This is a genomic window from Pseudomonas sp. FYR_2 (assembly GCF_043106425.1).
Lineage (GTDB): Bacteria > Pseudomonadota > Gammaproteobacteria > Pseudomonadales > Pseudomonadaceae > Aquipseudomonas > Aquipseudomonas monteilii.
In genome coordinates, this window is the sequence record NZ_JBICMM010000040.1 from 17,146 (window position 1) to 38,568 (window position 21,423).

Below are 21,423 nucleotides of genomic sequence, written 5' to 3' on the forward strand. Positions count from 1 at the left end.
ACGCCACATGCCTAGCCAAACCGATTTGCGTTTTACCTTCCAGCCGCTGGTTGGCCGCAGCGAGTTTGAGGTGGTGTCGTTCGAGTTGGACGAGGCCATCAGCACGCCATTCCAGTTGCAGCTGGAACTGATCAGCTTCGAAGACGATGTCGACTTCGGCCAGTTGCTCGACAAGCCGGTGCTGTTCACGATCTGGCGTGGTGAGCGCCCGCTGCGCTATGTGCATGGGCTGGTCAGCACCTTCAGCCAGGGCGAAACGGGCTTTCACCGCACCCGTTACCGGGCTCTGGTCGAACCCGTGCTGGCCCGCGCGGGGCTGCGCTCGAACTGGCGCATCTTCCAGCAGAAAACCGTGCCACAGATTCTGCAGATCATGCTCGAGCGCCAGGGCATCACCGGCTACACGCTGAAGAGCATCGACAAACACGAGGTGCGCGAGTTTTGCGTGCAGGCCGGTGAAACCGACCTCGACTTCATCGCCCGGCTGGCTGCCGAAGAGGGCTTCGTCTACCGCTTCGAACACACGCCCAAAGGCCACACGCTGATCATCACCGACCGGTTGCTGGCGCTGGGGCAGATTAGCCGGGGCGCCATTCAGGCCGACGATGATGACGGCGGCTTCTTCGAGCCGGACGACATCGACCCCAACCAGGTGCTGTACCATGCCACCAGCGGCGGCAATCAGCCCAGGCCTTGCCTGCGCCGCCTGCGCTACAGCGAACAGGTGCGTACCGCCCGCCAGGTGCAGCGCGACTACACCTTCACCCACCCGGCGTACCGCCTGGAACAGCGTGCGCAGGGCAACGACCTGACGCACCAGTCCACCGCCTACGAACGCTTCGACTATCCCGGTCGTTACAAGCGTGAGGCGGTCGGCGTACCCTTCACCGCCACCCGCATCACCGCCCTGCGCCATGACGCCCGTATGGCCGAGGTGGAAGGCGACGATGTACGCCTGCAACCGGGCCTGAGTTTCACCCTGATCGAGCACCCGCGCGAAGACCTGAACCTGCATTGGCGGGTCAACCGCGTGCACCACGAAGGCGTCCAGTTCACCAGCTTGCAAGAGGAAGCCGCAGCTGCCCGGCAAGGCACACGCTACAAGCAGGACGCCGTGCTGGTCCCCGGCAGAACCGAATGGCGGCCGGCCCCGTTGCCCCGGCCGCGCATCGACGGGCCGCACATGGCCACGGTGGTCGGGCCGAAGGGCGAAGAAATCTATTGCGACCAATGGGGCCGGGTGAAAGTCAGCTTCCCGTGGGACCGTGAAAGCCAGAACAACGAGTTCAGCTCCTGCTGGGTACGCGTGTCGCAGGGCTGGGCCGGTGGCAGTTGGGGCTCGATGGCCATTCCGCGCATCGGCCAGGACGTGATCATCCAGTACGTCAACGGCGACCCGGACCAGCCGATGATCACCGGGCGCACCTACTGCGGTGATCAGTTACCGCCCTACGACCTGCCCGAACACAAGACACGCATGACCATCAAGAGCCAGACCCATAAAGGTGATGGTTACAACGAACTGCGTTTCGAGGACGAACTGGGCAAAGAGGAAGTGTTCATCCATGCCCAGCGGGACCAGAACAACATCGTCAAGCACGACGAGACCACGCAGGTGGGCAACGATCGCACCGAACGCGTCGAACGGGACGAAACGATTTCGATTGGGCAGGACCGTCTTGAAGACGTTGCCCGGAACGAGACCGTAAGCATCGGCCAGAACCGGACACATGAAGTTGGCAATGACGACAGCCTGAGCATTGGCCGCACCCACACCATCACCACAGGCAAGGACCGAATCGAACACGTCGGCAATCACCGGCAGGACCTCACCAAGGCCAACCACACGGTAGAGATCGGTGGCCATCTAGAACAAGTCGTGGCCGGTCACAGCACATTGCAGACCGGCGAGGCTATTCGGCATACCACCAAGGTTTACGACATCCAGGTCAGCGAAAGCCTGACGATCAGAAGCCCGGCAGGTCTTCTGCGAATCGACGGCGCCGGCATCACGCTGGACGGCCTTGCGCTGGACTTCAAGGGGCCGATCAGCCAGCAGGCCAAGGGCAGCCAGCGCATGACTGCCACTGCGGGCGTACCTGAGCCTGGGGAGCCGATTTGTTTGAGTTGCTTGCTCAAAGCCATCGCCGACGGCCACAACATGATTCCCATGGAGGGTGCCAGCTGATGCCCAGCCCATTTATCAGAGCAATGGTAGAAGTGCTACGCACATCCGACCGCTATCGCCTAAGTGCCGTCGTTGAAATGGCCAACCTTTCACCCCGGGCCCGGGAAACGCTGACCCAACATTACACGGGGCGCTGCTGGCCTTTGTTGCAACAAGCTCAATTCAGCAATTTACGCGCGGTAGGCCCCTGGTTGTTCGGCTCCAGGCCAGGTTCCGATGTCTCAGGCCAGTACGATTTCCACTGGCAGCTGGAGCAACGTGCAACGGGTGCGGTGAGTGGCTGGATCGTCAGCGCGCTGCCAGCCGCCCAGCTTGTACAGCACTTGAGCCAAGCCAACTCCGTTACCGGGCCGGATGGCCACGCTTACCTGTTGCGCTACCACACCGCAGCCGTCCTGCAAGTGTTGGATACCTGCCGCGAGTTGCCTGGCGTGGCCGAGTGGTTGGCGCCCATTCATTGCTGGTGGGCCCCGGTGGCGCATCCGCACAAGAGGTTGTGGGTGCAAATCGCTGGCGGCGACCAGCCTCGCATGATCCCTGTCCCGCCCATCACCCTGAGCGAAGACTGCTGGGCAGCCTTGGCCGGCGACCCGCTGAGCTATCAACTTGCCGAAATGCTGAAGCACGAGCCGTCCTGCCCGGCCTTGACGGCTGTCTGCCACGGTACGCGGGTTGAGCTGATTCAACACCACCTGAATCAGGCCCGTGAACAAGGGCTGGACCGCGAGCAGGACTTGATCAGCTATGTGCTGATGATGGCCCGCAACGGTGAACAACTATCTGAAACGCCTGCCTGGCAAGACGCAATCGCGGCTACCCGCACGCAGCAAACACCCCTGATCGACAACGTGCAGCGATGCTTGCACGCCAAGGACTGAGGTACACAACATGGACTCGCTTACCGAAACCCTTGAGCTGTGCCGGCGCATCACCACCGGCTACCGCCCTGCCCTGCGCAACAGCCCGGTCGCCGACTGCACCCGTCGCTTCGAGCTGCTGCCCCTGCGCTACGCCGCTGTGGGCGGCAACCCGGCACAACGCGCCCGCCTGCCCAAACTGCCGGGTTATCTCAGCCCGTTCCAGGACGTGGGCGAGATGACCCACTCCAGCTACGCTATCCGCCCCTTGCGTGAAGGTTTTCTTTACCTGCTGATCAAGCGCCACAGCGCAGATGCCTACGAATGGCACAGCCAGTACCGCGTGGCACCCAACGGGTCACTGCAGTACATCAGCGCCGACGCACCGTGGGCGCCCGCTCCCCTCACTGGTAATCTGGATGAGATCATCCGCAGCTTCGGCTGGACCATCACCCTCTACGACCTCGACGACATCCAGGAACTGCGTCCGCTGTTCAGCCCTTCCCCCCTCACCCCGCGCCTGCTCGACAACTACCGCCTGCTCGAAGACGAATACCGCAACAGCCTGCCCGCCATTGATATCGCCCGCTTCATCCAGCCCTCCGACGCCCCGCCGCAGCCCCATGTGCTCAAGCACGACCAACTGAACTGGGTAGCCGACTTCAAGGCCCGGGACGATGCCGACCTGCAGGCGCTGCTGGACCGGCAACCCTTCAACAACGACCAGATCGTCTCACCCCACGCCTCACGCCAGGCCCTGGCGCCGCCAGTGAACCAGACCAAACCCCGTGGCGCCGCCATCGTGATCGAAGACGCCATCGGCATTACCCAGGAGCTCAACGCCTGGCGCAATGCCGCGGTCGATGATGTGAAAACGAAATGGCTGGAACGCACCGTGGAACCCGGCGTGGACAACGAGCGCAAGCTGCTGGTGGCGCAATCGTTTCTGGAGATCGAAAAGCTCTACCCGCAGATGGTGACCGAGCAGATCGTCAAGCGCGAAGTCATGGCCGAGAAAGTGCGCAACCAGCCTCACCTGCATGCGGAGATCTACGCTTTTTCCGAACGGGCCAGGCAGCAAGCCGACGCCCATGACGAACGCATGAAGCCGCACATGGCGCAGTTCGAGCGCGACATCCGCGCCAAGGTCCAGGCGCGCCAGGACGCCGGCGAATTCAGCAAGAAGTTCGACCAGAAATACGGCCACCTGGTAGACCGCCAGGCCATGCACGATCAGCTCGACGCGTTCGAGCAGGCCATGCAACAGGCCCAGCAAGCCGCCGAAGACCGCGCCAAGGACCACGCCCGCTGGGTGATCAGCGAACGCTTGCTGCAAGCCCTGGACCGCTATGACAACGTCGACCTGATCAGCGGCCTGGCCTTTGCCGAGCAGACCGGCCAGTGCGTGATCGGCATGGAACTGAGTGACTGGGGCACGAAAGTGCTGGACCACTGGTGGCGCAGTGACGTGGCGGACCGGGGCAACCTGGCGATGCGCGGCATCAGCTACAACCAGGACGACATCCGGGAAGAGCTGGCGGCGCTGATTGAGGCCGCCAAGGCGGAACCGCCCTCGGAGTTCAACTACACGCTGGCCGAAGGCCTTGCCAAGCGCGCACACGCGGCAACGAATGCCTTCGGGCGTATCAACTCGCTGTACGAGGAACTGCAAAAGCAGAACAACAGCGCCAGCATCGGCTTGTATGGATGGTTCGTCGCGCTTGGGCGACAGGTCCTGCGTAGCGGAGCCCCGAACAGTGCAGACCGAGCGTTGCACCATGGCCTGCGCCTGGCGTTGTTTGCTTCGGTACATGAAACCGCTGTCGACGTACGCCTGAGTGAAGCTGCACGTAGCGGGCAACCGATTAGTTCTCAACGCAGCGGTGGCCAGATTGCACGCTTTCTGGACCAGGCCTGGGCTGAAAGCCTGATGCAGGCAGACGGCAAGAAAAGTGACTTCTACAAAGTGCGTGCCGCCAGCTTGGTCTGCCTGCTGGAAGGCATGCTGATGGCATTCAAGGCTCGCGAACTGCCCGACAGTGATGCGCGGGTGAAGACTGAACTGTTGGCGGCCGCGATGACCACGGCAGCGGCAGGCTTTGAAGTCGGAGCCAGCTATGTGGACCAGGTGGTAGCCCGATACGGCGCTAAGAGTGTGACCGGGAAAGGGGCAGCAGCGACATTGGGAAGGTTGAAACTATGGGGCGCTGGATTGGCGGGTATCGGAGGTTCGCTGCTAGCGTGGTGGGATTTCACTGATTCAGTTGAGCATTTCAATAGTAGCCAGAGTGGCGCTTCCAAGCAGGCTGAAAAAAAATCCAGACTCTTAGCCGCTACGTATTTTGTAAGAGGGATGGCCACAATAACCCTTTCGCTGGCAGAGTTAGGGACAGCAGTTGCGATTGCAAAGCCTCTCTTCGACTACCTCTCTCAAAATGCCAAAACCAAGCTGGCAAGGATGGTATCCACGTCCTTGGGAGCGATCGCAGAAAAACTCGGCACACAAGCTGCTCGTTTATTACTCGCTCGTCTAATTCTTGGCACTTTCTGGGTCAGCCTGGCTCTGACTGTAATAATTTACATATTTGAGGACGATGCTTTGGAAAAGTGGTGCAAGCGCAGCACGTTCCGCCTTGCAAAAAACTCAAAGCCTTTTGAAGATCTTGAAGAACTGAAGACCCTGCACTCGGCATTCAGCGAGGTATTGTAAATGTATTTGATCGAATGGGGTTTTTGGAGAATGACCAAAGAGTCCAAGGCTGAGCGAGAAGCATATGAAGCAGAACTGACATCGAAAGAAAAGCGCGGAAATAAAGACTTCTATGAGGGCGATTTGCAGGAAGAAATGCATTTCCAGTCCGTCAGTGAAAAGCCTTGCGCAAGAGGCCCCGTGTTCGCTTTTAACGACATCTTCTTGGAAGTTCGCTGTGGCGGTTCAGAAGAAAAACGTGGTCTAATTACGCTCGCAACGCTCGGCGCTATCGCCCCGGCCATTGCTGTCGGACTATACATCACCCTTGGTTTTATATGGATGGATATTACGGATCCTGAGGGGCGATCCGTAGTCACGCTCCTCAGCACAGTTATAATGCTCTCAGTTTCCTCGACCATACTCTACCTTTACTCGAAGTATGGAATTCATCTAACCCGACTGGAAATGCTTACGAGCCGCCACCTACTCATTCGCTTCAATCGAGTAACTCAACAAGTTTACCTCCATAGACCGAAATACTGTGGCGGAATCGTAACCTTCCCATGGAGAACAACCGGAAGTACTGCCATTGACCCAGAAGATGACTCACTCAGCGTGGGCATGCGACTCGGCCTGGTCTGGCACCCCAGCCGCACGGGCCTCCCGCATATGGAGATGGCCCTGCTCGGCAAACAAGGCCAAGGCGGCAGTGAACTCCGCGACGAGTGGGAGTTCATCCGGCGCTACATGGAAGAAGGCCCGCACGCCGTCCCCCGCCCTCGCCTGAGTACCCAGCTACCCTCACCCATCCAGGCCTTCAGCGCCCAGTTCGAAGGCCTTGGCCGCTTCTTCCGCAAGAGCAGCTGGCTGTTCAAAGTCGTCCTGCTCATGGTCTGGCCCGCCTTCGTCATCGTAGGTACCGGCCATTGGCTCAGCCTGCTGCTGTGCTGGCGACCACGCTGGCCAAAGGTGATCCGCGAGGCAGGTATGCCTGGCAAACCCGTTCCACCGGTGACGACCCTCAGCGACTACCCGCCCGCCATTCAAGAGCGCCTGCTCGCCAACGCAGATCGCTGGCAGCTCAAGCCTGGCAAGCGTCCGGAGAAAAAACCACGCAAACCGCGTACGGCGAAGTCAAAGGGTGCTCCGACCCCATGACGTTCAAAATTCGAACGTGTACCCCACAATCACCCGGTTCTCATCCGCCGCATCGGCAAAGTTCGAGCGCATGCTCGCATTTCGCCAACGTAGCGACACATGCCTGAGTGGCCCCGACTGCACCACGTAGGTGATATCCGTGGTGCGCTCCCACTCCCGCCCTTCTCCATCGCCTGCCGCCAGCGCCCTGCCCTTCGCGCTGGTTATACGCTGAGGCTTCACCTGATCGCCCTTCACATAGCGCACATTGAGCGTCAGCCCCGGGATACCCAAGGCGGCGAAGTTGTAGTCATAGCGCAGCATCCACGCACGCTCGTTGGCCAGGGCAAAGGTGCTGACCTGCTGTTCACTGAACAGGTAGGTATCGGTACCGCCCACATAGGCATACGCCGTGTCACCGCTCACCTTCTGATAACCACCGCTGAACATGTGGCCCTGAATGCTGTAGCCGACGTTGGTGCTGAGGGCGAAGTCGAGCGGCAATCCGGCGCGGGCAATGCAACCGTAAAGTGGTTCGTCCGGCAGCGCTTCGCTCAGTACCCGGCGCGACGCGATCAGCGCAGGCAGGTCGATCCCCGTGTCGTAGCCCATGCCCTGCAGCATAAACACCAGGTCTTCGGTGACGGTATTACCAGACGCACCAGGGGCAAACGGGCAGCCTCCCAGGCCAGCCAGCGAGGCGTCCAGCTCGCGGATGCCCTGTTGCACTGCAACCAGGCTGTGGCCAGGCTGTGTGCCATGCTGACCGATACCGGGGCGACGATGCGGTGGGCGCCGGACTCAAGCGCGTCCGGCGCACGCCAACGACGTAGGCGGCGTCGATCCAGCGGCGCTTGGCGGCCGTCGGCATGATTGTCTGCAGGCTCTGCAAGCCATCGCGCATGTCGACTTCTCAGCCTGGATCAGCGGGTTTTACAGCATGAACGCCGAGGTTTCTTCGGGCAGGAACTCCATGATCGAGGACACGTTTGCCAGTACCCGCACATGGCCACGTGCCCCTTCGGCGTATTCGCTAAGTTCGCTGTCCAGGCGCTCCATGGCGCGGGTCATTTCCCGGGCATGTCGCAGCAGGGCCAGCCCTGCCGGGGGAAGGCCGGTGCACTGTAGCAAAGTTGGGACTGCACCCGCCTATCGGGTCGCAAAGGCCTCCCCCCAATCCCCAATCCTGGGGAAGGCTGCCCACCGTCAACAGCGTGTGAAATGCCCCGCTTAGATACTGGATCCCTTGTGCCGTAAGGCCTGCAAGGCAGTTTCCAGCTTTTGGCACAGCTCTTGCCGATCTCCTCCCAGACGCCCCAAGTTCATGGGCCCGTTTGCAGGAGGAATAGACTCATGCACCGACCGATACCCCACCCGCTGGCAGTGGCGATTTTCGCCGGCATGCTCCAGCTACCGGCGCAGGCTGCCCTGAACGCTGTCGACCCAGGCGCCTACGTCCCCGCCAACGGCGGCTTCCCTGCCTGGTACCAGGACAGTCACGGTCGTACCCTCGACCTGTGCCTGACCAAGGCGGTCAGCTCCAGGGTTGCCGGCGCACCCGGCGCACCGGCGTACATGTGTACGCTGCTGCCCACGCCGGGCGTGTTCGACGATACGCAACCTATTGTCTTCCCCACCAACTTCCCTGACGAAGCGTTCTGGTTCACTGCAGACGCCGCCATCGTCGACGCCGCCCGCGGCATCGACCTCAGCTACGGTACCGCGATCGAAGCGGCATTCGCCGCCGAAGAGCCGGTCGAGGGTGACCAGGTCAGCTTCGCCCGGGTGCGCATCCGGGTCGATGTACCTACCGCTGGCACCTACGTGGTCACCCACCCCTACGGCGTCGAAGTGTTCGACGTGCCCGCCGCCGGCCGCCGGGCGATCAACATGACCCGCGACATCGGCATTGCCGGCGCAGGCGATTTCACCGGCGCGCTCAAGGGCGATGTCGGGCCGTTCCTGCGCAGTGTCAACGGCCCCTACACCGAAGGCAGCGAGCGCTTCATCGGTGACCCGAACCTGGATGAACGGGTAACCGGCAGCCCGTTCAATACCAACTTTGTACGCATCGAAGGTCCCGGTGGCATCGACCTGCGTACCGAGCTGTTCTCGATATCCGGCAAGCTCTCGACCGTCGCCCTGCCAACCCCGCTGATGCCACAGCGCAGTACCTATTCGCGGCACGCCGAAAACGGCAACCTGCGCGCCCAGCAAGACATTTTCGTGATGGCCCCGCCACCACCGGCCAGCGTCAGCCTGACCAGTCAAACACCCAGCCTGAACCTCACCGAGGCCAACGGCACCGGTGCCTGGTATGCACAGTCGGCCCTCAACCCGGCGGCAGGCAGCATCCTGACGCTAACCGCCGACAACAGCGTGGCGATCCCGACCAGCAGCCTGACAACCCGCAATGTGCCGCTGACCGACCTGGTGACCATTACCCAGGCCCAATACCGCCTGTCCACGGGCGAACTGACCCTGGTGGCCAGTACCAGCGACGAAACCACCCCGCCAGTGCTGACCGCACACACCGGCAACGGCACGTTGATCGGCAACCTTGGCGGCACCGGCGCCGTGAAAACGTTGAGCATGACCCTCTCGCCCATCCCGCCGGCCAAGGTGCAGGTCACCAGTGCCAATGGCGGTAGCGACACCGAAGACGTGGTGCTGGTGCCATGAACAGACAAAGGCTCAGCCTTCAAGGAGGCCGCATGAACACTTGGTCGCGCCGTGCGCTGTTCGCCGCCGGTTTTTCCCTCACCGTTACCAGCACCGCCTTCGCTGCGCTGTCTGAAGTCGACCCAGGGCCTTACACCTTCGCCACGGGCGGCTACCCCATGTGGTACAAGGACAGCCTCAACCAGTCGCTGGAGCTGTGCCAGTCACGCGCCACCAGCACCCGGGTACCCGGCACCCCCGCCGCGCCATCCTACATGTGCACGCTGCTGCCAGAGCCCGGCATCTACGACGATGCACTGCCGCTGGTATTCCCCGACAACTGGCCGCCAGAGATGTTCTGGTTCCTGGCCGAGGCCACCATCCCGGCAGTCGGCAACAGCGGCTATGAACTGGATGCCTACGTTGCCGGCCTGGAAGCGGCCTTTGCCGCCGAAAACCCGGTAGACGGCGACCAGCAGAGCTTCGCCCGCATTCGTATCCGCGTCTCGGTGCCACGCGCCGGTACCTACACCATTACCCACCCCTATGGTGTGGAAACGGTCAACGTCACCACGCCAGGCCGGCGGGCGATCAACATCACCCGCGACATCGGCATCGGCGCACCGGGCAACTTCACCGGGGCACTCAACGGTGCACTCGGGCCATGGCTGCGCGGGGTTGGCGGCCCTTATACCGAGGTCAACCCGGATACCGGCGCCACTGAAACGTTCATCGGCGACCCGAATCGCCCGGAAGCCGTGGTCGGCAGCCCGTTCAACACCAACTTCATCCGCATCGACGGCCCGCCCGGGCGCATCGAGACCGCACTGTTCACCGTTTCGGGCAAGGTGCTGGACCAACGCGCGCAAACGCCGGTCACGCTGGAGCGAGCCACCTATTCGCGCAACGGTGGCGGCACCCGTGTAGAAGTGTTCGCCAAGGCTCCGAGAGAGGCCAGCCTGTGCATGCGCAATGGCCTGGCCTTGATCGGCACGCCCCCTTCGCCTTGCGAGTTCAATCTGACGGCGGACAACAACGGCCTGTTCTTCAGCCAGCAACTTAGCCAGGCCGTACCGCCTGCGGTGGTGGTGGTTACCGCCAGCAACAGTGCTGGCGGCACCCAACCGACCGCGCTGTCGAGCAAGCTGACCGATGTGGTCAAGGTCAGCACTGCACGCTATGACTGGGCCAACAAACGCCTGCTGATCGAGGCCAGGTCCAGTGATGAGGTCGTCATCCCCGACATGCTCGCCCAAGGCTACGGCCGCATGTCGAAAGCAGGCACGCTGCAAAGCATCACGGTCAACGATGTGGCGCAACCGCCGGCCACCGTTACGGTCAAGTCTGCCCACGGGGGCAGCGATGTAGAACCGGTGATCGTGGTCGGCAACGCACCGGTTGAAGCGGCCAACCAGCCGCCGCTGGCCCAGGCCGATGTTGGCAGCACCAGTGTCGGTGTGCCCATTACCCTCAATCTGCTGCAAAACGACAGCGATCCGGACGGCAACGTGCCGCTGACCATCAGTGACCTCACCCAACCAGGCACCGGCCTTGGCGGCGTGGTGCTCAACGGTACCACCTCGGTCACCTACACCCCGCCAGCCGGGGCTACGCAACCACTGGTGGCCACCTTCAGCTACCGCGCGGTGGACGCCAAGGGCCTGAAGTCGGAACCGGCTACGGTCACCATCAACGTTGCACCCAACCAGGCACCCACCGCCAACCCGGAAACGGTCGCCACCCTGGGCGTGCCTTTGACCATCAACGTGCTGGCCAACGACACCGATCCGGAAGGCAACGTGCCGTTGGCTGTTGCGGCCGTCACACAACCGGCGGTAGGCCGAGGCACTGTCAGCACCGATGGCACCACGGTGACCTACACCCCACCGGCCACGGTAACCGCAGCCTTCACCACCACCTTCACCTACCAGGCAAGTGACTCGCTGGGGGCGCTGTCCACCCCGGGTACGGTCACCGTCAACGTGTCGCCACGGCCAGCCGCCGAAACCTTCACGGTTACGGCAGCCACCGTCACGGCACGCTCCAACAACCGTTACAACTGGGATATCAGCGGTACCTCATCGGTTACCACGGGCAACGTTGTCACGGTCCGGGTCACCACCACCACCGGGGTGCAGACGCTGGGTACCACCACAGTGCCGGTTAACGGCCGCTGGCGCCTGGCCGTCAGCAACAGCACCACGATAGTCCCGACCGCCGCGCCGACGGCAACCATCACCACCAGCCCGGGTACTACCCGCACCGTCAACGTGGTTGTGCAGTAAAGGCGGGGAAACGCCATGAAACGCCTGTATCCACTGCTTCTCAGCCTGGCCCTCGTGGGCCAGGCCAGCTGGGCCGACGACCTGATGGACAATGCCGACCTTGCGCCCGGCAACGACCTCGGTGACCCGGTGATCATCCGCCTGCTACCGGTCGGTGCCGGTCAGGCTGCGGTGATCGAGCAGCAAGGGTCGGGCAACCGCGCCGCCCTCGACCAGAACGGCCAGGCCCTGCTGGGCCGCATCGTCCAGGCCGGCGGTACGCAGGAAGCGTACATCTTGCAGGAAGGCAGTGACCTGATGGCCAGCATCAGCCAACAGGGAAATGGCAACAGCGCATCGATCCGCCAGAGCGGCAGCAGCAACAGCGCAGCCATCGAGCAGATCGGCAACGACAACAGCGCCAGCATCGTGCAGTCCGGCTCGGGCCTCAACAGCTCCGTGACCCAGACCGGCAATGGCCAGCATGTTCAGATCACCCAATACCGATAGACCTGGAGGCACCACCATGTACAAGCTCGCTCCGTTAAGTGCCGCTATCGTCCTGGCCCTCGCTGGTCAGGCCATGGCTGCTGACAGCACCTCGTCCCAGACCCAGGACGGCAAGGAAAACATCGCCGAAGTCAGCCAGACCCAGGCGTCTTTCGCTTCGGCCACCCAGAACCAGACCGGCAAGGGCCACAATCACCTGGCCGTGCAAACCGAAAGCACCAGTGATATCCAGCAGAGTGCCACCGGCCAGTACAACGCCGGCTATGCCGAGCAGTTGTTCGAAAATGGCAGCCGGATCAAACAGCAAGCCGCAGGCAGCTACAACGACGCTTTCGCCAGCCAGTCGGTGGGGCTGAACAACGAATCGCTGCAAACCCAGCAAGGTGTCGGTAACAAATCCACCGTGTGGCAGGACAGCCAGGAAGGCAGCAAAGCCACCACCTGGCAATCCGGCCAGCGCAACGAGGCCTTCATCGAACAGACCTTCGGTGGCAGCAACAACCGCAGTACCGTCAACCAGACCGGCCAAGACAACTACGCCACCGCCGAGCACCTGAACCATGCCGCCGGCGACACCCAGGTCTACCAGGATGGCCACGACAACTGGGCTTACGGCGACCAGCGCGAAGGTACCGGTGGCACCATTGGCATTGGCCAATACGGTGGCGGCAACTCGGTTGAAGTGTGGCAGGACACCCAGATTGGCAGCCAGGCTTCCGTGGTCCAGACCGGCCAGTCCAACGAAGGCTATATCGACCAGAGCTTTGGCATGAGCAACAAGGTCAGCCTGTCGCAGCAAGGCAACGCCAACGCCAGTTGGTCGGACCAGTTCGAGACCAACAACTCGACCACCACCATCACCCAGACGGGTAACAACAACCTGCATTTCACCTATCAGAATGGTGAAAACCTCAACCTGACCATCAATACCAAAGGCAATGGCAACAGCATCACCGCCAGCAACTGGAAAGGCGCCAAGATGGGCGGCCAGTTCGGCACCAATCAGCACGCCACCATCAACCAGAACGGCAACGGCAACGGCGTCAACCTGACCCAGAACGGATCTGACCATCTGGCCACATTGACCCAGACGGGTAAAGGCAACCAGATGCAGACCAAGCAGGCCGACAGCAACAACGAGCTGTATTTCGATCAGAACGGTACGGACAACATCCTGATCGCCGACCAGCGCGGTACCGACAACTACGCCTACGGCAACAGCCAGGGTACTGGCAACACCATCACGCTGGACCAGTCCGGGTACAGCAACCAGAGCTATACCAACCAGCTGTACGGTAGCGGCAACGAAGCCACCATCAAGCAGACTGACAGCATCAACGTCGCTTACGTGACCCAGGGAGGCCAGGGCAACAAGGCGTACGTCGACCAGAGCGGTATCGCCCAAACCGCCACCATCACCCAGCTGGGCAGCGCGAACCTGGCCACCGTGACCCAGAAGTAAACGACTCCCCCCTTGAACCGCGGTGCTCCTCTCCCTGGTGCCGCGGTTCCTTTTTCTCGATTGCACATGCCGGGATACAATGCCGTAACCCTTGAACCTGTGCAGTGCCATGATCCAGTCCGACCTCGACCTGTTCGGCCCTCAGCCACAACGCCTGGCCAGCCATACCGTGCTGCTGCCCGGCTTCGCGCTGGGCGAAATCGAACCCCTGCTGGACGCTTTGCGCCCGGTACTGCGCGCCGCGCCGTTCCGGCACATGCGCACACCGGGAGGCCTGCACATGGCCGTCGCCTTGACCAATTGCGGCGCACTGGGTTGGGTAAGTGATGAACACGGCTATCGCTACAGTGCCACCGACCCGCTCAGCGGCAGGCCCTGGCCCGCCTTGCCCCCGGTGATACTGAGCCTGGCCACCCGCGCTGCGGCAATGGCCGGTTTCGAGGGTTTTGTCCCCGACGCCTGCTTGGTAAACCATTATCTGCCCGGCACCCGCCTGAGCCTGCACCAGGACCGCAACGAGCAGGACTTCAGCCAGCCGATCGTGTCGTTGTCGCTGGGGTTACCGGCCGTTTTTCTGCTGGGGGGCCTGCAGCGCGCCGACAAGACCCAGCGCGTACCCCTGAGCCATGGCGATGTGTTGATCTGGGGCGGCGAAGACCGCTTGCGCTTTCACGGGGTGCAGCCCATCAAGCCCGGCGTGCATCCGCGCATGGGCGAGCGGCGGATCAACCTCACGTTGCGCAAGGCCGGTAGCTGACACAAACACGATGAACGTGCATGAAACACGTTGAACATCTTGGTCTGGCAAGCTTCAAACAATAAGCCGCGTTCTCACACCCAGGAGCCTGCCATGCCGTACTTGCCTTGCCCGATGCCCCCACACGACTCATCAGCCGCACGCTCATGAAAATGCCCGGCCGTGCACCCAATGCCTCGCTGCAACTCGATTACGTGCGCGACACCCTGTTTGGCCCGGTGGCGCAAAGCGTGGAGTGCCAGTGCCAACTCGCCGCGCTCAACCTGCAGGGCCGGCCAGCGTTGCGTTTGCACATTTGTCCGCCACTGCCCGACAAGGTCGACCGAGCCCACAGCGTGGCATTCGTTTGGGACGGGCGCAGTTACCACGGTGTCGTACGTGACCAAGGCAAGTGCGGGGATGGGGGTTTGAACCTGTTGCTGGAGCTGCAGTAGGCCGGATAACGCAAATAAACCCGGCCAGCTCAAGCCGGCCGGGTATACATCGGCTCACTCAGGCAATGGCCTTAAGTGGCACCGGGTGGCTGTCACGCAGCGCGTGCAGCTGCCCCACCAGGTGGACCAGGTCACGGCAGCTGTTGAGGCTTTGCAGCGGGACCCCGCTCAGGGTCACGCCGTCGTCGAGACTCTGACCCTGACCCAGGCGGATGGTCAGGTTGGTGCCATCCAGGCAGCTGACTTCACAGCGATCAGGCAAGCAGGCCTGCTCGATCAACTGCCGCATCTCTAGCATCGAAACTCCAATCAACGACATGGTACGACCCTCTCTGTGGGATGGTCTGTTGTGTGGAATTACGCCTTTGTGAGGCGAGGCGCCAATTGATATTGCGCATGCCGGGGCGGGCGTCCATGCGCCGGGGCAATGATGATGCGGGGAATCCCTTAGCACCTTAGTGGAAGATTGCCAGCAGGGGCCGTGTGTTCGATCGCAATCGCACACTAGGCGACGAGTGGTCTTGGCAGCGTTCAGTATGGCGGGCTACCGCTCAGTGCGCCGCATCACGACGCGCATCCTGCATCTGCCCAAACCGCCCGGCATGGAAGTCGTCGAACGACTCGGCAATTTCCGCTTGGCTATTCATCACGAACGGGCCATAACCGACGATCGGCTCATCGATAGGCTCGCCACTGAGCAGCAGCACGCTGGCACCTTCCAGCGCTTCGACCGTTACATCCTCGCCACCCCGGTCCAGCAGCACCAGGCTTGAGGGCCCGGCTTCGCGCTCACCGTTGACCTGCACGCTACCGCGCAACACCACCAGCGCCGCGTTGCACCCGGCGGCCACCGGCAGTTGCAGGGCTACACCGGCGTTCAGCCGCAGGTCCCATACATCCATGCGGGTGAACGTCCGCGCAGGGCCGGTATGCCCACGGTAGCTACCGGCAATTACCCGTAAGCTACCGCCCTCGCCGTCCAGCGTGACTTCAGGGATGTCCTGCGCCAGCAACGTCTGGTAACCGGCCGCTGCACGCTTGTCTCGCGCCGGCAGGTTGACCCACAGCTGCACCATCTCCAGCGTACCGCCACTGCGGGCAAAGCCCGGGGAATGGAACTCTTCATGGATGATGCCGTTGGCTGCGGTCATCCACTGCACGTCGCCAGGGCCGATCAGGCCGCCAGCGCCCGTGGAGTCACGGTGCTCCAGTTCGCCCTGGTAGACGATGGTGACCGTCTCGAAGCCGCGGTGCGGGTGCTGGCCAACGCCACGCCGTGCGTTGGTGGGGCTGAAGTCATGGGGCCCGGCGTAGTCCAGCAGCAGGAATGGGCTGATTCGGCTGGCCAGGTTGTCGTAGGTGAACAGGCTGCGCACCGGGAAGCCGTCACCCACCCAATGGGCGTGCGGGCTGCGGTGGATACCCAGAATCTGTTTCATGAGAAGGCTCCTCTCTTGGCTGAGTTAACCTTATCAATGACGACAATCTGGCGGTAGCCAGCTGAATTGGCATGCATCGTTCCATGCATGGAACAGTTAGCCCTGCAAGAAAGCGAGCACCTGCTGAGCCGCCGCAGCCGGATCTTCCTGCATGAAACAATGCCCACCTGCAACTTGATGTGCAGTCACGGCGCGGTTGAGCGCCGCCAGACGGTTTACTGAGTGCGGCACGAAGGGATAAGTCTGCTCGCCATACAACACCCGCGTCGGCGTTCTGATTGCGGTCAGGCTTGCCCACATGCGTCTGGGGAACGAACTGAAAATTTCCACTTCCCGGCTGGGCCGGCACTTGAGTACTACCGCATCACCGCAATCGCCGATGGCATGTTCGACATAGGCCTGCAGCGCCGCATCGGCCCAGCCCTTGAAAATGCCCCGCCCTTTCAGCGAGGCCAGCGCTGCCTCGCGATCGGGCCAGTGGCTGCGACGGCTGGCAGCCTTGCGCGCCAGGGCATGGCGTTGGTGCAGGCCAACCAGAGCAGCCGCCCCCATCACACCGATCATGCGTCGGCTGAACAGTACCGGGTCAAGCAGCACCGCGCGGGCAAACAGTTGCGGCTCACTGGCTAGGATCAGCCCGGTGAGCACGCCACCAAAGCTGTGGCCCACGGCAAACCGGGGAACATCGCCATACTCGCCACGCTCGGCCTGAAAAGCCTCCACTGCCAGCTCGGCTGTACGGTTCCACCCACGAAACACGCCACCGTGATCGCTGTCGCCGTGCCCCTGAACGTCGCAAAGCCACAGGTCGAAATGCTCGCCAAGGCCCATCAGCAATGGCTGGTAGGCCAGGCAACAGAAGCCGTTGCCGTGCAAGAAATGCAGCAGCGGCTTGCCACTGGCCGGGGTTCGCCAGCCACGCAGGGTAAAACCTTCGGCGCATTCGTGGGACCAGGGAATCAACTGCATCGGTTTGCTGTACTCGCGGGGCTAGGAAAACGCTGATTCTACAAACAGCAGCGGGTACAGTGAAATCACCAGCAACAAGGCCATCAGGACATTGAACAGCATCAGCCAGCGGGGGTTCTGCAACAGAGTGCGCAAGGCGCTGCCAAACATCACCCACACGCCGACGCTGGGCAGGTTGACCAACGCGAACAAGGCCGCGATCACAATCACGTTCGTCACATAGCCTTGCGCAGGCGTGTAGGTGGTGATCGCCCCCACCGCCATCACCCAGGCCTTGGGGTTGACCCACTGGAACGCCGCCGCCCCCCAGAAACCCAGCGGTTTCCGGGCGCTGGACGAGGCCGTGCCGACCGGCCCGGAGGTGGCGATTTTCCAGGCAAGGTAAAGCAGGTAGGCGGCGCCGGCGTAGCGCAGTACCGTGTACAGCGGCGGCCAGGCCTTGAACACCTCACCCAGGCCCAGGCCGACGGCCAGCACCATCACCATGAAGCCGACGCTTATGCCCAAGGCGTGAGGGATAGAGCGGCGCACACCAAAATTCACCCCCGAGGCCAGCAACATGGTGTTGTTCGGGCCAGGGGTGATAGAAGACACGAAGGCAAACAGCACGAAAGCGGTCAGCAGGTCGGCAGAGGCAAGCATGGCGGGCATTCCACTTTCGTTACAGGTGCTGTCACACTAGCGGAGTCGCCCTTCCCTGCGACCTGTACAGTTGCATTAAATTTTGTGAATACACATCACTGTACTGCAGACCTGGATCAAGGAAGCCGTTACCATGAGCCTCACCATTCGCCCTGCCGTTCGTTCCGATGCCGAGCAGATTCTGGCCTTTATCACCGAGCTGGCCGAATACGAACGCGCCCGCCACGAGGTGGTTGCCACCCTCGCCGACATCGAGCACAGCCTGTTTGGCGAGGGCAGCACGGTGCACAGCCTCATGTGCGAGCGCGATGGCCAGGCAGTCGGCTTTGCCGTGTACTTCTACAGCTACTCGACCTGGCTCGGGCGCAACGGCATTTACCTGGAAGACCTGTACGTGACGCCTGAGAAGCGAGGCGACGGTGCCGGGCGGCAACTGCTGCGGCACATTGCCCGCGAAGCGGTGGCAAACAACTGTGGCCGCCTGGAATGGAGCGTGCTGGACTGGAACGAGCCGGCGATAGGCTTCTATGAGAAGCTCGGTGCCGAGGCGCAGGATGAGTGGGTGCGCTACCGGCTGGATGGCGAGAAGCTGACGGCGTTTGCCCAAGGGTGATCCCTCGGGTTTACGCGATCAATTGCAGCAGCAGTCTTGCGTCGCGATGGGCCGCAAAGCGGCCCCGAACGCTGCCAGGCACCGATGCAGCCGATCAGGCCACCTCTGCCCCGTCATCCGGCCAATGCGGTTCATTCGCCCCTGGCGGCGTCAGTGGCGGCAGCCCATACGCCGCCCGCGCGTCGTCACAGCTGGGGTTGTGCACCCCACCCTCCCACGACGCCTCGAACTCGCGACAAGGGCTGGAACGGTTGGCATAAATGGTACAAGCCACCTCTTTGCCGATCTCGCCTTCAAGGCTGACACAGCGGCATGGCTTGGCATCGGTGCCGATCATGGCAACGCGGGTGGGGTTGATCTGCACCACCAGGTCATCTGGCACGACCCCCCCGGCAGACTGGCATTCGCCCCAGAAGAAGGACACACGGAAGTACCCGCAGCAGGCGCCGCAGTCAAGGCAAGGGTTATATTCAGACATGATGTCACGGAGGGAAGGTTGTTGTTATCGGGGCTGGCCCGCGGCGCCATTTTCAATCGAACTCGGGGCGGTTGGATAGAGGGACCATGCAAAATATTTTTCCGCTGATCCGGCCGCCCGCATCGGCTACCGCAGCGCCTTGTAGGTAGTCGCGTCCCAACGCGTCAAAGCCAGGCCTTCGGTCGGATCATAGTCATCACCGCACACCTTGCTGAAGTGCGTGCAAGCCTCGCCGCAATGCACCAGCCGATCATCTCGCTCACCCTCGGTCAGCACCGTGTAAGACTGGCTGCGCATGGCGTGGTACTGCCTTTCGGCAGCGGTCATCGCCCGGTGATACTCCATGAGCTGCCGATCGCTCAAGGCCAGTCGCTTGTCCAGGGCAACACCCCAGCGGGTAAGGCAGACTTCAGCGAAATGACGAACGACCAGCCCAGGTTCCTTGAACGCCTCGCCACCGCTCGCACCATCGGCCGACGCGTTGCCCACCAGCGTGGCATGGCGACCCGACATCGGATAAATGGAGATCTGCGTACGGCTGTCCACGGACGGGATCACGCAGGCAAACCCTTTGGAACGCTCATCCCGCGAATAGAAGCCGACATATTCACGCACGTTTGCCGCCAGTGTGGTGCGTTCGGTTTGCACATTGCCAATCCCGGGTACCGGGTCGATAGCAAATATGTTCACCGGTATGTCCCGCAGCGCCGGGTCTTGTGCCATGGCGTTGGCCAGCATGTGGCAACTGATCCCTCCCCGGCTCCAGCCCACCAGGTTGACCTGAAGCGGAAGGCGCGGTTTGCGGAACATGCTGATGATGCGCTCTTGCAGTTCCTGCGGTGTCGGGTGGCGGTTACCGTAGTCGTAGGTACGCCAGAACCAGGAGGCTGTGGCGGAAGCATCCGGGATAGGTACGCCAGCGTCCTTCAGTCGCTCGTACCCTTCTTGGCTCAATTGGGTGCGCTGCCAGCTGCTTTCGCCTTTGATCACCTGCAACACATGGTTGACGTTTTCTTCCCAACCACGACCGAACAACTGGCCGGTCCAGTTGAAATAGCCGCCGGGTTCGACGAACAGGTTGTCATCCTGAAGGTTACCGCTGCCGGGACCGTCGACGGCGATCCAGTGGGCGAATTCGCGACCCTGATCGTTGCTGGCCAGGGTCGAGACCAGTTCGCCGTTCCAGAAATCGGGGTTGGCGTTGTCGAAGCGGTGGGAGCCGGTGCCGCAGAAATAGGCGGTAAATACACTCATTTGTAAATCTCTGAAGTTAGAAATGAGTGCTGAAAATAGACGGGTAGATCGGGAAGAACGCAGGCGGAAAGGTAACCTGTGAGGCTGTCGGGGGCTGCTTTGCAGCCCCTTCGCGACGCAAGGCCGCTTGGGTAACTTACTCCCGTTGCCACACTGCCCCGGCAATGTCGACCCGTTTGGGCAGGATCTTGTTGTCGAAGAACAACGCTGCAGTGCGCTGCTGCGCCGCCACGATTTCATCACTCACCGGCAGCACCGGTGATGCCGGCCGGTGGCTGAAACTGCGCTGCACCACCGCCTCCGGCAAGCCCATGAACTGCGCCAGCAAGCGGATGCTCCCAGCCTCATCGCTGCGGGTCAGCGCCTCGGCCCGGCTGATTTCATCGAGCAACTGGCAGACAAAGGCGCCATGGGCTTCAACATAGGTCCGTGAGCCCAGCATGAACGGCCCGATCAGCCCCAACCCTTGGCCGTCGGCCAACAGCCGCGCCTTACCCTCCAGGTCGATGGCAGAGTAGAACGGGTCCCAGATCGCCCAGGCATCCACACTGCCCCGCTCGAACGCCGCCCGGGCATCGGCGGGTGCCAAGTACACCGGCTGAACATCGCGAATTCCAAGCCCCGCCTTGGCCAAGGCACGCAACAGCAGGTTGTGTGCGCTGGACCCCTTCTGCAGGGCAATGCGCTTGCCCTTGAGCTCGCCCACCGCGCTGATCGGGCTGTCTTTCGGCACCAGGATCACCTCGGCCTGGGGCTTGGCTGGCTCGGCACCAATGTACAACAGGTCGGCACCGGCAGCCTGGGCGAAGATAGGCGGGATATCACCGGTCGAGCCGATGTCGAGGCTGCCGATGTTCAATGCCTCCAGCATCTGGGGGCCGGCCGGGAACTCGATCCACTCAACGCGGGTACTGGCAAATCGCTGCTCCAGCAGACGATGCTGCTTGGCCAGCACCAGGCTGATCGAGCCCTTCTGGTAGCCAATCCGCAAGGTAGCCGGGTCTGCAGCCTGGGCCACTCCGGCCAGGGCCACCCACAACAGCATGGCAAGGTGTAGCACGCGCAT

General features: G+C 62.1%; 18 protein-coding genes and 3 pseudogenes. 11 read left to right on the forward strand and 10 right to left on the reverse strand.

Annotated elements, in window-relative coordinates; translation table 11 throughout:
* The first annotated feature begins 7 nt into the window (after nt 1–7).
* Genes ACF8R4_RS16330 through ACF8R4_RS16345 form a run of 4 tightly spaced genes read left to right on the forward strand, consistent with a single transcriptional unit; the run spans nt 8 to nt 6,895 of the window.
* Nucleotides 8–2,188 (forward strand): type VI secretion system Vgr family protein, encoded by a 2,181-nt coding sequence (locus ACF8R4_RS16330; protein ID WP_060499909.1) that lies wholly within the window; start codon nt 8–10, stop codon nt 2,186–2,188.
* Nucleotides 2,188–3,066 (forward strand): DUF4123 domain-containing protein, encoded by an 879-nt coding sequence (locus ACF8R4_RS16335; RefSeq protein WP_392492915.1) that lies wholly within the window; start codon nt 2,188–2,190, stop codon nt 3,064–3,066. The genes ACF8R4_RS16330 and ACF8R4_RS16335 overlap by 1 nt, the downstream gene beginning before the upstream one ends.
* Nucleotides 3,067–3,076: 10 nt before the next feature.
* Nucleotides 3,077–5,755: a T6SS effector BTH_I2691 family protein gene (locus tag ACF8R4_RS16340; protein ID WP_200929372.1), complete on the forward strand. Its 2,679-nt coding sequence runs from the start codon at nt 3,077–3,079 to the stop codon at nt 5,753–5,755.
* The gene (locus ACF8R4_RS16345) at nt 5,756–6,895 is read left to right on the forward strand and encodes a DUF6708 domain-containing protein (RefSeq protein WP_164524558.1); all 1,140 of its coding nucleotides are present in this window, start codon (nt 5,756–5,758) and stop codon (nt 6,893–6,895) included.
* Nucleotides 6,896–6,898: 3 nt separating this feature from the next.
* On the opposite strand, the pseudogene ACF8R4_RS16350 reads toward ACF8R4_RS16345, so the two are convergent.
* The 3 pseudogenes from ACF8R4_RS16350 to ACF8R4_RS16360 all read right to left on the reverse strand — a co-directional run.
* Nucleotides 6,899–7,360 (reverse strand): annotated as a pseudogene (locus ACF8R4_RS16350) (OprD family outer membrane porin); the annotation flags it as partial.
* Nucleotides 7,361–7,778 (reverse strand): annotated as a pseudogene (locus ACF8R4_RS16355) (hypothetical protein); the annotation flags it as partial.
* A 32-nt stretch (nt 7,779–7,810) separates the two neighbouring features.
* Nucleotides 7,811–7,981, reverse strand: a pseudogene (locus ACF8R4_RS16360) (LysR family transcriptional regulator); the annotation flags it as partial.
* 246 nt (nt 7,982–8,227) lie between these two features.
* Between ACF8R4_RS16360 and ACF8R4_RS16365 the strand changes: the two are divergent.
* The 6 genes from ACF8R4_RS16365 to ACF8R4_RS16390 all read left to right on the forward strand — a co-directional run bounded on the left by ACF8R4_RS16365 (nt 8,228) and on the right by ACF8R4_RS16390 (nt 14,962).
* Nucleotides 8,228–9,556, forward strand: coding sequence for a hypothetical protein (locus tag ACF8R4_RS16365; RefSeq protein WP_060499905.1), 1,329 nt, complete (start codon nt 8,228–8,230; stop codon nt 9,554–9,556).
* Between the two features lie 32 nt (nt 9,557–9,588).
* Nucleotides 9,589–11,820: an Ig-like domain-containing protein gene (locus ACF8R4_RS16370; protein WP_392492918.1), complete on the forward strand. Its 2,232-nt coding sequence runs from the start codon at nt 9,589–9,591 to the stop codon at nt 11,818–11,820.
* A 15-nt stretch (nt 11,821–11,835) separates the two neighbouring features.
* On the forward strand, nt 11,836–12,309 hold the full coding sequence (locus ACF8R4_RS16375; RefSeq protein ID WP_104834689.1) for a curlin: 474 nt from the start codon (nt 11,836–11,838) through the stop codon (nt 12,307–12,309).
* A gap of 16 nt (nt 12,310–12,325) precedes the next feature.
* Nucleotides 12,326–13,771 (forward strand): curlin, encoded by a 1,446-nt coding sequence (locus ACF8R4_RS16380; RefSeq protein ID WP_392492920.1) that lies wholly within the window; start codon nt 12,326–12,328, stop codon nt 13,769–13,771.
* A gap of 109 nt (nt 13,772–13,880) precedes the next feature.
* A complete protein-coding gene (alkB, locus tag ACF8R4_RS16385; RefSeq protein ID WP_104835455.1) occupies nt 13,881–14,528 on the forward strand; it encodes a DNA oxidative demethylase AlkB in 648 nt (215 codons plus the stop codon).
* A gap of 146 nt (nt 14,529–14,674) precedes the next feature.
* Entirely contained in the window at nt 14,675–14,962 is a 288-nt protein-coding gene (locus ACF8R4_RS16390; RefSeq protein ID WP_016714040.1) for a hypothetical protein, read from the forward strand.
* Between the two features lie 58 nt (nt 14,963–15,020).
* Here ACF8R4_RS16390 and ACF8R4_RS16395 read toward each other — a convergent pair whose 3' ends face one another.
* The 4 genes from ACF8R4_RS16395 to ACF8R4_RS16410 all read right to left on the reverse strand — a co-directional run bounded on the left by ACF8R4_RS16395 (nt 15,021) and on the right by ACF8R4_RS16410 (nt 18,021).
* Nucleotides 15,021–15,281 (reverse strand): DUF1652 domain-containing protein, encoded by a 261-nt coding sequence (locus tag ACF8R4_RS16395; RefSeq protein ID WP_200929375.1) that lies wholly within the window; start codon nt 15,279–15,281, stop codon nt 15,021–15,023.
* Between the two features lie 232 nt (nt 15,282–15,513).
* Nucleotides 15,514–16,401, reverse strand: a complete 888-nt coding sequence (locus tag ACF8R4_RS16400; RefSeq protein WP_060499900.1) for a pirin family protein — start codon at nt 16,399–16,401, stop codon at nt 15,514–15,516.
* A 96-nt stretch (nt 16,402–16,497) separates the two neighbouring features.
* Nucleotides 16,498–17,370 carry an alpha/beta fold hydrolase gene (locus ACF8R4_RS16405; RefSeq protein WP_200929376.1) on the reverse strand — a complete coding sequence of 291 codons (873 nt, stop codon included), beginning with the start codon at nt 17,368–17,370 and terminating at the stop codon, nt 16,498–16,500.
* A 21-nt stretch (nt 17,371–17,391) separates the two neighbouring features.
* Nucleotides 17,392–18,021, reverse strand: coding sequence for a LysE family translocator (locus ACF8R4_RS16410; protein WP_060499898.1), 630 nt, complete (start codon nt 18,019–18,021; stop codon nt 17,392–17,394).
* A gap of 124 nt (nt 18,022–18,145) precedes the next feature.
* Between ACF8R4_RS16410 and ACF8R4_RS16415 the strand changes: the two genes are divergently transcribed.
* Nucleotides 18,146–18,625: a GNAT family N-acetyltransferase gene (locus tag ACF8R4_RS16415; protein ID WP_392492922.1), complete on the forward strand. Its 480-nt coding sequence runs from the start codon at nt 18,146–18,148 to the stop codon at nt 18,623–18,625.
* 94 nt (nt 18,626–18,719) lie between these two features.
* Here the strand turns inward: ACF8R4_RS16415 and ACF8R4_RS16420 are convergent, their stop codons facing one another.
* From ACF8R4_RS16420 to ACF8R4_RS16430, 3 genes are all read right to left on the reverse strand, one after another.
* The gene (locus tag ACF8R4_RS16420; protein WP_016501425.1) at nt 18,720–19,103 is read right to left on the reverse strand and encodes a YkgJ family cysteine cluster protein; all 384 of its coding nucleotides are present in this window, start codon (nt 19,101–19,103) and stop codon (nt 18,720–18,722) included.
* 126 nt (nt 19,104–19,229) lie between these two features.
* Nucleotides 19,230–20,357 (reverse strand): hypothetical protein, encoded by a 1,128-nt coding sequence (locus tag ACF8R4_RS16425; protein WP_392492924.1) that lies wholly within the window; start codon nt 20,355–20,357, stop codon nt 19,230–19,232.
* Between the two features lie 136 nt (nt 20,358–20,493).
* A complete protein-coding gene (locus tag ACF8R4_RS16430; RefSeq protein ID WP_392492925.1) occupies nt 20,494–21,423 on the reverse strand; it encodes an aliphatic sulfonate ABC transporter substrate-binding protein in 930 nt (309 codons plus the stop codon).